Origin of the sequence: Methylophilus sp. 'Pure River', assembly GCF_046765995.1 — a bacterium.
Classification (GTDB): Bacteria; Pseudomonadota; Gammaproteobacteria; order Burkholderiales; family Methylophilaceae; genus Methylophilus.
The window spans coordinates 201,613-214,198 of record NZ_JBKOUE010000005.1; the positions used below are offsets into that span (position 1 = coordinate 201,613).

General features: G+C 51.6%; 11 protein-coding genes. 4 read left to right on the forward strand and 7 right to left on the reverse strand.

The features are described from left to right. Positions 1 to 5 precede the first annotated feature (5 nt). Both bamB and der read left to right on the forward strand, forming a co-directional pair. Positions 6 to 1,220 carry an outer membrane protein assembly factor BamB gene (bamB, locus tag ACIDE9_RS07780; RefSeq protein WP_411993977.1) on the forward strand — a complete coding sequence of 405 codons (1,215 nt, stop codon included), beginning with the start codon at positions 6 to 8 and terminating at the stop codon, positions 1,218 to 1,220. Continuing rightward, a complete protein-coding gene (der, locus tag ACIDE9_RS07785; RefSeq protein WP_194741798.1) occupies positions 1,220 to 2,656 on the forward strand; it encodes a ribosome biogenesis GTPase Der in 1,437 nt (478 codons plus the stop codon). The genes bamB and der overlap by 1 nt, the downstream gene beginning before the upstream one ends. Positions 2,657 to 2,698: 42 nt before the next feature. Here der and ACIDE9_RS07790 read toward each other — a convergent pair whose 3' ends face one another. From ACIDE9_RS07790 to ACIDE9_RS07810, 5 genes are all read right to left on the reverse strand, one after another. Continuing rightward, a complete protein-coding gene (locus ACIDE9_RS07790) occupies positions 2,699 to 3,169 on the reverse strand; it encodes an N-acetyltransferase family protein (RefSeq protein WP_411993979.1) in 471 nt (156 codons plus the stop codon). An 80-nt stretch (positions 3,170 to 3,249) separates the two neighbouring features. Next, positions 3,250 to 4,230: a S49 family peptidase gene (locus tag ACIDE9_RS07795; RefSeq protein WP_411993981.1), complete on the reverse strand. Its 981-nt coding sequence runs from the start codon at positions 4,228 to 4,230 to the stop codon at positions 3,250 to 3,252. 84 nt (positions 4,231 to 4,314) lie between these two features. Continuing rightward, entirely contained in the window at positions 4,315 to 4,665 is a 351-nt protein-coding gene (locus ACIDE9_RS07800; RefSeq protein WP_411993983.1) for a Rieske (2Fe-2S) protein, read from the reverse strand. After that, positions 4,662 to 5,315 carry an HAD family hydrolase gene (locus tag ACIDE9_RS07805; protein WP_194753431.1) on the reverse strand — a complete coding sequence of 218 codons (654 nt, stop codon included), beginning with the start codon at positions 5,313 to 5,315 and terminating at the stop codon, positions 4,662 to 4,664. Before ACIDE9_RS07805 ends, ACIDE9_RS07800 begins: the two co-directional genes overlap by 4 nt. A gap of 63 nt (positions 5,316 to 5,378) precedes the next feature. Beyond that, positions 5,379 to 6,497, reverse strand: a complete 1,119-nt coding sequence (locus tag ACIDE9_RS07810) for a pseudouridine synthase (protein ID WP_411993986.1) — start codon at positions 6,495 to 6,497, stop codon at positions 5,379 to 5,381. A gap of 616 nt (positions 6,498 to 7,113) precedes the next feature. Here ACIDE9_RS07810 and ACIDE9_RS07815 point away from each other — a divergent pair. After that, a complete protein-coding gene (locus ACIDE9_RS07815) occupies positions 7,114 to 9,846 on the forward strand; it encodes an Rne/Rng family ribonuclease (protein ID WP_411993988.1) in 2,733 nt (910 codons plus the stop codon). Positions 9,847 to 9,915: 69 nt separating this feature from the next. Here ACIDE9_RS07815 and crcB read toward each other — a convergent pair whose 3' ends face one another. Further along, positions 9,916 to 10,293, reverse strand: coding sequence for a fluoride efflux transporter CrcB (gene crcB / locus ACIDE9_RS07820; protein WP_411993989.1), 378 nt, complete (start codon positions 10,291 to 10,293; stop codon positions 9,916 to 9,918). An 89-nt stretch (positions 10,294 to 10,382) separates the two neighbouring features. On the opposite strand from crcB, the gene glgA reads away from it, so the two are divergent. Continuing rightward, a complete protein-coding gene (gene glgA / locus ACIDE9_RS07825; protein WP_411993990.1) occupies positions 10,383 to 11,834 on the forward strand; it encodes a glycogen synthase GlgA in 1,452 nt (483 codons plus the stop codon). 147 nt (positions 11,835 to 11,981) lie between these two features. Here the strand turns inward: glgA and orn are convergent, their stop codons facing one another. Then, positions 11,982 to 12,566, reverse strand: coding sequence for an oligoribonuclease (gene orn, locus ACIDE9_RS07830; protein WP_019882075.1), 585 nt, complete (start codon positions 12,564 to 12,566; stop codon positions 11,982 to 11,984). Positions 12,567 to 12,586 lie beyond the last annotated feature (20 nt).

The following is a 12,586-nucleotide window of genomic DNA, read 5'->3' on the forward strand; positions in this document are numbered from 1 at the left end:
TGCCAATGAGGTCTCTCTTTCCTGCTCTGCGCCAACAGCCGCAATCCCTTAAACATGCGACGCTAGTCGCCTTGTTCCTGCTTGGCAGCGGGCTGTCTGCATGCACGGCATTCAATGATGTTAAAACCAATATCAGTGAAAGTATTTTTGGCGCAGAACCGGCCAATCCGCCTGTCGAACTGGAAGAGATCAAGTCCTCTTATGAAACCCGCATCCAATGGTCTGTGGATGTAGGGAACCCTGGCCGCTTTACCTATGCGCCAGTGCTGGCAGACAACCTGATTTATGCTGTCAATGCTGAAGGCAGCGTGATGCAACTGTCGGCTGAAACTGGCAAAACCATCTGGGAAACCGAACTCGGTGAGCCCATTAGCAGTGGCGCAGGCCTGGGTGGCGGCCTGGTATTGGTCGGCACCAGCAAAGGTCATTTATTTGCGTTAAATGTTAACGGTAAAAAGCTGTGGAGTGCCGTCCTCAGCAGCGAAGTACAAGGTCAGCCACGTTATTACGATGGCACGGTCATTGTCCGCACCAGCGACCACCACATTTATGGCATTGACGCCGCTGATGGCCGCCGCAAATGGTCCTATGAGCGCGCAACCCCTTCACTGTCACTTAAAACGCAAGCTGGCATTGTGGTCGATAGCGGCGCCGTCTATGCCGGTTTTCCAGGCGGCAAACTGGTCGCGATTCGTGCTGACAATGGCAAACTGGTTTGGGAAGCCACCGTCGCCCAGCCCAAAGGCGTGACAGAAATCGAACGTATTGCTGATATCACCAGCCTGCCGTTTGTCGATGGGCCGGTCGTGTATGTTGTCGCTTATCAGGGCAAAGTGGCCGCCGTGGACCGCCAGCGTGGCCAGGTAGTATGGAACCGCGACATTTCCAGCTATGTCGGCCTGACCGAAGATAATAATAAAGTTTATTTAAGCCATACCATGGGCTCTGTCTACTCACTGGACAGCACCAATGGCAAAACCTTCTGGCGCCAGGGTAACCTCGGCTACCGCAACTTGACCGTCCCACTGCCATTGAGCAATGTGGTCGCTGTCGGCGATCTCGAAGGGTATATCCACTTACTTAGCCAGGATGATGGCAGCTTTGTTGGCCGCCTGCAGTTGGGTTCCAAACCCATTATGTCACTGATTGCGGGCAGCAATGCCAATCAATTCTTTGCGCAATCGCGTGACGGCCACCTTTACGCAGTCACATACAAATAATGCTACCTACCATCGTACTTGTTGGCCGACCCAATGTCGGCAAATCTACTTTATTCAATCGCTTGACCCGGTCACGCGATGCGCTCGTGGCTGACCTGCCTGGATTAACCAGAGACCGTCACTATGGCCGCGGCTTGGGCGCAAGCCAGCCCTACCTGGTGATTGATACCGGCGGCTTTGAGCCAACAGCAGACACCGGCATTCTCAAAGAAATGGCCAAGCAAACCCTGCTGGCGATCGACGAAGCCGATGTGATTATCTTTTTGGTCGATGCACGCGCAGGCCTGACACCACAAGAATTTACCATTGCGCAAACCTTGCGTAAGGCACAGCGCCCTATCCTGCTCGCCGTCAACAAAACCGAAGGCATGCGCAAAGCCATCGTCAGTGCAGACTTCCATGAGTTGGGCATGGGTGATCCTTTGTCTATTTCATCTGCCCACGGTGAAGGTGTACGCGACCTGATCGAACTGGCACTGGAAACTATCAGCGAAAAAGAGCCTGAAGCCGCCGAACCGGTTAATCATGACACGCCAAGAATCGCCATTGTCGGCCGCCCTAACGTCGGCAAATCAACGCTGGTGAACGCCTTGCTGGGCGAAGACCGGGTGATTGCTTTTGACCAGCCCGGCACCACACGCGATTCCATCGAAATCGCGCTTGAAAAGAACGGCAAGCAATACACCATTATTGATACGGCCGGTGTACGCAAGCGCGGCAAGGTGTTCGAAGCTATTGAAAAATTCTCCGTCATCAAAACCATGCAGGCGATTGAAGACGCCAATGTGGCGATTTTGGTGGTCGATGCCAAAGATGGCATTACCGAGCAAGATGCGCACGTCGCAGCTTACATTGTCGATGCCGGTCGCGCACTGGTGGTTGCCATTAACAAATGGGATGGCCTGCAGGATGATGAACGCGAGTGGATCAAGCGTGAAATCGACCGTAAATTACAGTTTCTCGACTTTGCCAAGTTCCACTATATTTCAGCGCTGCGCAAAAAAGGCCTGAATGAGTTACTGGGCTCGGTAGATGTGGCCTTCAAGGCCGCCATGGCTAAACTGGCAACCCCTCAGCTGACACGCGTGCTGGGCGAAGCCACAACGCAGCACCAGCCACCCATTAGCAAAGGCATCCGTCCTAAACTGCGTTATGCCCACCAGGGCGGCAGCAATCCGCCGATTGTGGTGGTGCACGGGAACCATGTTGATGGCGTCAAAGCCAGCTACACCCGCTACCTCGAAGGCATTTTCCGCAAAGCCTTCCAACTGGTAGGCACCCCTTTACGTGTGCAATATCACCAAGGCGAAAACCCGTTCGACAAACAGGAAGATGAACGCAAAAAAGGCGAGGGCCTGGTCACCATGCGTCGTCGCAAAAACGAGATGCGCGCCAAGCTGAAACAGCGTAACGAGCAAAATAAAACTAAAAAATAAGACCGATGTGGTGAGCAGCCGCCCTGCTCACTCACCCTGGCATCAGTTTAATGTCGGCAATTTAATTTCATAAGTCTGCCAATGCGTGTGCTCAGCCAGTTTGTCATAACAGGCCCTTGCTCGCAGGTTATCTTCCGCCGTCATCCAGCGGATCACTGACCATTTATTTTGCTGCCCAATCTGGGCGACAGCCTGAATCAACTGCTGCGCAATCCCTTGCCGCCTGGCTTCAGGCACGACAAACAAATCATCCACATAAGCTCCCAGTGACGCCGCCAATGGCCGCGCAAATACGCGGTAATGCAAAAAACCTAATACCTGTCCCTCTGCACTCTCCGCGACCAAGGCATAAATCGCGGGTGGAGATTGCTGCAGCCATTGCCAGACCTGGTCACGCATGGCGGATGTTTGCCTGACCACATAAAACTCGGCATACGCGGCATATAACAGGCACCAGTTTTCATAGTCTTCTAACGCGATGGGGCGAACCGTCACGAGTGGTTGTTTAAGCATATAGTTAAGCCTGATAGTATGTTTAAAATGCGGGCAATAAAAAAGGGACCACGAGGTCCCTTTCAAATATATTGCTCAGGTTATCGCAGTGTCGGTAACAGGTTTTTGGCACTCACGCCCAGCTCCTGCGCCATGCTGGCACCCAGCTTTTTGGCAAAACGATCGACCACGGTTTCCTGATAAGTGAAATCGACAATATCAGACTCTTTGATCACCTCACGCGCGACATACTCAGCGCTGCCCTGCGCATCCGCCAGGCCCAACTTGATACTTTCTTCGCCGTTCCAGAACAAACCGCTAAAGGTTTCTTCATTTTCTTTCAGGCGACTGCCCCGGCCTTCACGCACCACGGTAATAAACTGCTGGTGAATCTGGTCGAGCATGCTTTGTGCCAGTGCCTGCTGCTTTGGATTCACCGGTGAGAATGGATCCAGCATGCCTTTATTAGACCCGGCTGTCATCAGGCGGCGCTCAACGCCGACTTTTTTCATCACTTCAGTAAACCCATAACCATCCATGAGCACACCGATAGATCCCACGATACTGGCTTTATCGACAAAAATTTTGTCAGCGGCGACGGCAATGTAGTAACCACCAGATGCACAAATGTCTTCAACCACCGCATACACCGGAATTTCCGGGTGTAATTTACGCTGACGGTGAATTTCGTCATTAATAATGCCCGCCTGTACTGGGCTGCCGCCCGGGCTATTGATACGCAAAATAATGCCTTTGGTACCTTTGTTATCATAGGCATCATTCAGGCTGCTAATCACCGCATCGGCATTCACCGCCCCGCCTGCTTCAATCACCCCTGAGAGGTCAATCAGGGCCGTGTGTGCGGTAGACGCATTTTTGCTTTGCCCCACCCAGCCCAAAAATGTCATGAGCAGGAAAAACAGGTAGATAAAGGTCAGTGATTTGAACAATATCGACCAGCGTCTGGCGGATTTTTGCTCTTGCAGCCCGGCCAGCGCAATTTTTTCCACCGTGCGAATGGCCCAGTCCGGCGACTGATGCACTTGTTTCGGGTCGGATGACTGCTGATTTTCTTCTTGCATAACTCAACTTTCGTCAATAAATTTTAGCTATTCTAACAACTTTTAGCGGCTTACCAGGATTCTATTTTTCATCCCGGAAACACCCTAGAATTGATCCAGGTGCACGGTAATCACACCCGCTTCTTCTGTCACCGGGATGGCAGATAAACGCTTGCCCTGGCAAGGACCCACCACGCAGTGCCCGGTTTGTGGCGCATACATCGCCCCATGCGTGGCACAAATAATCCACTCCTGGGTCATATTGAAAAACTTGCCATGTTCCCAGTCTAGCTCAACCGGCACATGGGCACAGCGATTGACATAGGCATAGGCCTTGCCTTCAAAACGCACAAGAAAACCGGTGGCATGCGGCCCCAGTACCGGCATGGCAAAACGCAGGCCATCGCCCTTTTCCAGCAACGCATCGCTGTTAAACGTTAACGCGGTCTCACTCATGCTTGTTCCAGCAGCCAGGCACTTAATGTTGCCACATCGTGAAACAGGTAATCTGGCGAATACTGCTGTAAATGGCTGGCTGTTTGCGAACCATAACTGACTGCCGCTGTGATGACCCCGGCATTTTTACCCATTTGCATATCATATTGCGAGTCGCCTATCATCAGTGTACGTTCAGGCATGACCACCAATTCGTCCATGAGCTCATCCAGCATTTGCGGATGTGGTTTGGAAAAACACTCATCCACGGTTTTGGTCGCATTAAAAAATTTGGACAACCCTGACTGCTGCAGCGCGGTGTTTAATCCACGCCGCCCTTTGCCAGTCGCCACCGCTTGCTTGCAACCTTTACGGTCTAAGGTGGCAATAGTGTCAGCAATACCGGCAAATAATAAGATGTTGTTTTCGTTGGCGTAATAAAGGCGCTGGTAGTTGTTTGCTAACGCCTGCGCCTGAAATTCGGGGATATCGCCATACAATACCTCGATCGACTCCCGCAAACCGAGGCCAATGATGCTACGGGCACGCTCTTCACTCAAGTCAGGCAGTCCGGCCTGCTCAGCCGCTTTAATCAAAGCCTGCGTAATCATGCCGGTAGAGTCAGCAATGGTGCCGTCCCAATCCCAGACCACTAAATCAAACTGTTTCACTGAATTATTTTCCTAATATGCTTTACGGGCAACACTAATCACTTTGCCGTCTATCGCCAGCGCTTACTTTACCGGCTTAAGTTGACGCTGTTGTTGCAAAAACTGCTCTAATTCTGCCGGTAATGGAGCCACCAGATGCAAAGGCTCGCCAGTTAACGGGTGTGCAATACGTGTTTCACTGGAATGCAAAAACATCCGCTTTAAGCCTTGCTTGCTAAGCAGTTTGTTCAAGGCAAAGTCACCATATTTATCATCGCCCAGAATCGGGAAACCCAAATGCGATAACTGCACGCGCAGTTGATGGGTGCGGCCAGTGATTAACTTGGCTTGCAAAAAGCTGCATTGCCCCAGCACTTCCTGCAGGTAAAACCAGGTTTCAGATACTTGCGTCTCTACCTCAAACTTACCTTTGGCGGCATGCCGCTTGGCAACCAGGCCACTTGCTTTGAGTGATTTTCGGCCGCCGGGTTCTGCATTCAGCAAAGGCTCATCGACCACCTGCACGCGACGCTCGCCGCTTTCCGTCACGTATTTTTGCAAATCCAGCGTGACTTTCTTTTTTGCCTCTTGCCATTGCCCCTGCACCAAGATCAGGTAACGTTTATCCATGTGGTGATGGCGCATGGCTTCATGCAGTGCCGTCAGCGCCGAGCGTTTTTTTGCAATCATCAATACGCCTGAGGTTTCACGATCCAGCCTGTGTACCAGCTCCAGGAACTTGGCTTGTGGCCGCTCCAGGCGTAACTGTTCAATCACGCCCAGGCTGATACCACTACCGCCATGTACCGCCATGCCTGCCGGTTTATTCAGGGCCAGCATGGCATCATCTTCATAAATGACCTGGTCAGCCAGCCTGGCTTTCATCGCCGTGACTGCGGGCTTGGCAGCAGCTTCTGCAATGCGGATAGGCGGTACCCGGACTTCATCCCCCAGTTGTAAACGGTATTCAGCGTCGACGCGTTTTTTATTCACGCGTACTTCACCACTACGCAAAATACGGTAGATATGGCTCTTGGGGACGCCTTTGAGCATCTTGGCTAAAAAGTTATCGACGCGCTGCGTTTCCGAGGCCTCATCCACCTGCAAATAAGTGACACGATCACTGGCTGGCCGCCCCTCAGGCGCCAGGCTGGAGGCCGTTGCCGCAGGTGGTAATGACGAGGATTGAAATTGTGAGCTCATAGTTGCAGGTCGTGCTTTGCTTTATCAGGACTTATAGATATACTGTCGAGATTCTGAATAATCGCTCTTTCAGTCGATAGCGGTCACATGTACACAGGCTATCGTCATCGCTGACATCCAATCCCAGATTTTTCAGGGCCCAGATTTTAAAAGCCCGGTTTGCCTGGTTAGTCAGTGCATTCAGAATCAAAAAAATTTTGGTGAATACCGCTCGCCATCAAGTAGCGATAATTAATTAGAAATGATTTAACGCGAAGCTCACGCAGAATAAACAAAGAAATGAGCTCGGCGTTTGCCAAACCCGAATTTTAACGAAATTACCCTCTGTTTAGGGTTTTATTTTTGCAGTCAACCGCGATGGAAAATACAGGTGACAAACTACCTGCCACGCACTCACTGCACCCTTGCAGAAATCGAGTATCCAGCGGGCAGTCACACACTGCGCTTTGACACTCAAACGTGTGCATATTGATGCCTGCCATGCTGTACTGGGATCCAGTCGCTAGCATCGCAAAAGCCATTGCACACACGCCCTCGTTAAGTTCTGGTGGTTACTTCTCAACCACGGCCCGCCCTGCGCTCATCTCTATTCTGTGGCTTCGATTAGGAGCTCTACATGAAAAGAATGTTGTTTAACGCAACGCAATCAGAAGAATTGCGCGTTGCGATTGTTGATGGACAAAAACTCATCGACCTTGATATTGAACACGCTGGCAAAGAACAGCGCAAAAGCAATATCTACAAAGGCGTAATCACACGCATCGAACCCTCACTGGAAGCCGCGTTTGTCGACTATGGTACTGACAGACACGGCTTTTTGCCTTTTAAGGAAATCGCCCGTAGCTACTTTCAGGACAAGCCTGAAGGCCGCGCCCGCATCCAGGACGTGATCAAGGAAGGCCAGGAAGTCATTGTCCAGGTAGACAAAGACGAACGCGGTAGCAAAGGTGCGGCACTGACCACCTTTATCTCACTGGCTGGCCGTTACCTGGTGCTAATGCCAAACAATCCACGCGGAGGCGGTGTTTCCCGCCGTGTGGAAGGTGAAGAGCGTAACGAATTGCGTGACACCATGGCCCAACTGGAAGTGCCTAACGGCATGAGCATTATTGCGCGTACAGCCGGTATTGGCCGTAACGCAGAAGAGCTGCAATGGGATCTGAACTACCTGTCGCAATTGTGGCAAGCCATTGAAGATGCTTCTAATTTCCAGCCGGGCGCCTACCTGATCTACCAGGAAAGCAGCTTGGTGATTCGTGCAATCCGCGACTACTTCAGCGCCGACATTGGCGAAATCCTGATCGACACTGCAGATGTGCACGAACAAGCCTTGCAGTTCATGAACCACGTCATGCCTGGCAACGTCACCCGCGTCAAACTGTACCAGGACGAAATCCCGCTGTTCTCACGCTTCCAGATCGAGCATCAGATCGAATCTGCCTTTGCGCGTGAAGTACGCCTGCCTTCTGGTGGCGCCATCGTGATTGACCACACTGAAGCCCTGGTGTCTATCGACGTCAACTCCGGCCGCTCAATCAAAGGTGCGGACATTGAACAAACAGCGTTCAATACCAACCTGGAAGCCGCTGAAGAAGTCGCGCGCCAGATGCGTTTGCGTGACCTGGGTGGCCTGGTGGTGATCGACTTTATCGATATGGAAAACCAGCGCAACCAGCGTGAAGTGGAAAACGCATTGCGTGACGCCCTGCACCACGACCGCGCTCGCGTTCAAATGGGTAAGATTTCACGTTTTGGCTTGCTTGAAATGTCTCGCCAGCGTTTGCGCCCAAGCCTGGGCGAAACCAACCACATGACCTGCCCACGTTGTAACGGCACGGGTCATATCCGCGGCATTGAATCGACGGCATTGCACATTCTGCGTATCACGCAAGAAGAAGCCATGAAAGACAACAGCGCCATTATTCAAGTGCAGTTGCCAGTGGAAGCGGCGACTTTCCTGCTGAATGAAAAACGCGCTGACATCCACAAAATCGAGCAACGCACTGGCGTTGAAGTGGTGTTGATTCCAAACATCCACCTGGAAACCCCTAACTACAACATCCTGCGCATTCGCCTTGATGATGTGAATGAAGACACCATGCAGGCCAGCTACAAAATGGTAGACCTGCCTAGCGAGTCTGATTACCAGCACAGTCAGCAACAAGCCGCTGCGCCAGCCAAGGCTGAAGCCGTCGTGAAAGGCATTACGCCAGCGACTGCTGCACCAATTGTGGAAGAAAAACCTGCTGCGGCACCCGTGGCTGAGCAGAAAAAATCATTCTTTGGCGTGATTAAATCCTGGCTGGGCCTGGAAGAAAAAGAGGCTGTGCAAGAAGTTGCAAAACCAGCACGCGAAACCAAAGAACAAGGCCGCGACCGTAACAAGAATCGCAACCGCCAGCGTGATCGTCAGCGCGAGCGCCAACAGGACCGCAATGACCGTCCAACGGGTGAGCGCCAACCTAAAGAGCAGAAAGATCAACAGGAAAACGCGCACAAGCCTCGCCAAGACCGTCAACAACAGGAACGTCAGCAACAAGACAGACCAGCCCAGAAAGAAAGACAGGATCGTCAACAGCAACAATCTCAGGAAGTGAAAGCAGATGCCAATCAACCGGCATTGACCTCACAAAGCGGTGACAACAAACAGGAGCGTGGTGAACGCGGCAATCGTCGCAACCGTCATGGCCGCCGTGATCGCCGTCAACGTGATGATGCGCCAAACCAGGCCAATGCTGAAGCAACAATCAACGCCGTAGCGACTGAAACAGTTGCAGCCGCACCAGTGGTTGTCGCTGAAACGGCACCAGCCGTTACGCCAGCAGCCCCTGTTGCCAAAGCTGAAGCAGCAGCGACTGAGCCTGTAGCAAAAACACCTGAAGTGAAAACACCAGCAGTGAAAGCGGAAGCTGCAGCGGCAAACACCGAGGTAGTAGAGACTACTGGCGAGGCTGCGGCTGAAGAAGCAGTTGCGGAGAAATCACCGCGTAGCCGTTCACGTGGTGGTAAAACCAGCAAAGCACGTGGCAAACGCGTGGCAGACAGCGCCGATGCACCAGCGATTGAGTTAGTGGAAACAGCGGCAGCAACCGTTGCGAATACCGAAGCTGCCACAGAAGCACCGCAGAAAAAACCTGCTCGCAAACGCAAAACCACCACCAAAGCAAACACCACAACTGAAGGCGCCACAGATGCAGGCATTCAATTGGTAGAAACCAAGTCTGAGCCTGTAGCTGCGCCAGCAGAAACGGCAGCCAAAGCGAAAAAACCGCGTAACGCTGCCAAGTGGAAGAAAGATGAAAAAGCCGCAGAAGAGCCAAGCCTGGTCATGGTTGAAACCCAGAAATAATCCGTGCTTCGCAGATCACTGCCATAAAAAAGAGGGCTTCACGGCCCTCTTTTTTCATCCCTTAGTGGCTTATGCGCCTTGCCAGCGGATCACGCTCCAATAACCGATGATGGTCAGCAGTATTGAGACGACCACATGGGTGAAAATATGCAGCCCTACCCACATATAGGCTTGCTTTTGCAGCAAGACAAACGCTTGTGCCGAAAAGGTGGAAAACGTAGTCAATCCGCCTAAAAAACCCATGGCAATAAACAGGCGCCACTCATGGGACAGTTGCGGCATGGTTTGAAATAAAGCCAACGCAATACCCATTAAAAAACCACCAATCGCATTGGCCATCAGGGTGCCTAATGGAATCATGCCTATCGAGTTCAACCAGGCAGACAGCCCCCAGCGCGCCCACGCGCCCAATGCCGAACCTAATCCGACCATCAACCAAGATTTCATTTTATTGTCCTTCTAAAACGTTAGCAGGCAATGTATCATAAGTTTTAAACCATTCAGCTCCCACCGCCTGTTGATTTAAAGAGATTGCCTTGCGTTTACTATTTGTTACCTCAGAAATTTTCCCATTAATCAAAACAGGAGGCTTGGCAGATGTCAGTGGTGCTTTACCCGCCGCCCTGGCGACAACAGGCGTAGATGTCCAGATTCTGCTGCCCGCGTACCGCGGTATTCTGGCGCAATGTGATGCCCCCCAGCGGCTAGGCAGCCTGCAAGCCTTTCATGACATACGTTGTGACATCTATCAGACCACCCTGCCCGGCACCCGTATCCCGCTGCTTCTGATTGATTATCCGGCCTTGTATGACCGTTATGGTGGTCCTTATCATCATCCGCAATATGGCGACTGGCAGGATAACCCGCTGCGTTTTGGCCTTCTGTCCAAAGTCGCAGCCATGCTGGCAGTGCCTAACATGCTGCAGTCGTGGCAACCCGATATTGTGCATTGCAATGATTGGCAAACCGGCCTGACGCCCTACTACCTGCAACAAATGGGCAGCATGGCAAAGTCTGTGTTCAGTATTCACAACCTCGCATTTCAGGGCAACTTTCATGCGGACTGGCGTCATCGTCTCACCCTGGACGATCAGGACTTTCAACCAGCAGGTTACGAGTTTTATGGCCACCTGTCATTTATGAAAGCAGGCCTGTATTACGCCACAGCCCTCTCCACTGTCAGCCCGACCTATGCCAAAGAAATTCAAACCGAACAATTTGGTTTTGGCTTTCAGGGATTATTGCAGCATCGCATAGACGATCTCACTGGCATCTTGAATGGCATAGATACTCAAGTCTGGGATCCGGCAACCGACCCTTACCTGCCTGCCAACTATGATGCCAGCACACTGCAAGCCAAAAGTGCCGTGAAACAGGCGCTACAAGCAGAATTGGGATTGCAGCCATTGCCCAATGCCCCATTACTCGGGGTGGTCAGCCGGTTAACACACCAGAAAGGCCTGGATATACTGGTCGAAATTGCACACGAACTGCTTGCCAGCGGCTGCCAGTTGGCCGTTTTAGGCAGTGGTGAACCTGCGCTCGAGCAGCAATATCTGGCGCTGATGCAGCAATATCCAGGACAGGTTGCCGTCACCATCGGCTATAACGAACCTTTGTCCCACCGCATCATGGCCGGGACGGATATTTTTGTCATGCCATCCCGTTTTGAACCATGTGGTTTGAATCAGATGTATGGCCTGCGTTATGGCACTATCCCGGTAGTCGCCAATACAGGTGGGCTGGCAGACTCGGTGCAAGGGGGAGCGCTCGCCGCGGATGGCACGCTACCAGACACCATGACAGGATTGGTACTAGCGGAAAATAATCCATCGACACTTTTGGTCACATTAAAGCAAGCGATACAGATTTATGCCAATAATGGTCAGTGGAAACAGCTGCAAAAACAAGCCATGCAACAGGATGTGAGCTGGGAAACCAGTGCAAAACACTACTTAGATTTATACCAGGACTTGTTAGATATTTAAAAACAATTACTTACAGAGTTTCACGAAAAAGTGAAGGAAAGTTGGCACAGAAGGTGCTTATTACTAATCAAGCTTCTCCAAAGCTAACTTCTCCTCCCTCAAGACGCCGAATAGGCGTCTTTTTTTTCGCTTGAATTTCTTGAAACCTTATTCTGCTTTGGCAGGCGGTGTCATATTCAAAAAGTGTTCGCGGTAATACTTGAGTTCATCAATCGACTCATAGATATCGGCCAATGCTTCATGACGACTCGCCTTTTTAAAGCCAGCATAGATATCTGGACGCCAACGGCGGGATAACTCTTTAAACACACTCACATCCAGGTTACGGTAATGAAAAAACGCTTCCAGGCGTGGCATATAACGCGCCATAAAACGCCTGTCCTGACAGATGGAATTACCACACATGGGTGACTTGCCTGCTGGTACATGCTCTTTTAAAAATGCCAGCATGGCATCCGTCGCGGCCTCTTCATCCAAGGTAGATGCCTTGACCTTATCAATCAGACCACTGCGGCCGTGTGTGCCTTTGTTCCAGGCGTCCATGCCATCCAGCACGGCATCCGATTGATGTACCACCAGCACGGGGGATTCTGCAATCACATTCAATTGCGCATCGGTGACGACGGCGGCCAATTCGAGAATGCGGTCAGTGTCAGGCAGCAAACCACTCATTTCCATATCCAGCCAGATTAAATTGTCCTGATTACTTGCCAATTGAGTGCCTCTCGTCATGATTTCCATTAAAATGAAAC

Bases quoted from the DNA above. Each gene is read 5' to 3' on its own strand.
- ACIDE9_RS07790 (WP_411993979.1), bottom strand. From the start codon at position 3,169: ATGCTTAAACAACCACTCGTGACGGTTCGCCCCATCGCGTTAGAAGAC.
- crcB (WP_411993989.1), bottom strand. From the start codon at position 10,293: ATGAAATCTTGGTTGATGGTCGGATTAGGTTCGGCATTGGGCGCGTGG.
- ACIDE9_RS07815 (WP_411993988.1), top strand. From the start codon at position 7,114: ATGAAAAGAATGTTGTTTAACGCAACGCAATCAGAAGAATTGCGCGTT.
- orn (WP_019882075.1), bottom strand. From the start codon at position 12,566: ATGACGAGAGGCACTCAATTGGCAAGTAATCAGGACAATTTAATCTGG.
- ACIDE9_RS07795 (WP_411993981.1), bottom strand. From the start codon at position 4,230: ATGCAAGAAGAAAATCAGCAGTCATCCGACCCGAAACAAGTGCATCAG.
- ACIDE9_RS07810 (WP_411993986.1), bottom strand. From the start codon at position 6,497: ATGAGCTCACAATTTCAATCCTCGTCATTACCACCTGCGGCAACGGCC.
- bamB (WP_411993977.1), top strand. From the start codon at position 6: ATGAGGTCTCTCTTTCCTGCTCTGCGCCAACAGCCGCAATCCCTTAAA.
- der (WP_194741798.1), top strand. From the start codon at position 1,220: ATGCTACCTACCATCGTACTTGTTGGCCGACCCAATGTCGGCAAATCT.
- ACIDE9_RS07800 (WP_411993983.1), bottom strand. From the start codon at position 4,665: ATGAGTGAGACCGCGTTAACGTTTAACAGCGATGCGTTGCTGGAAAAG.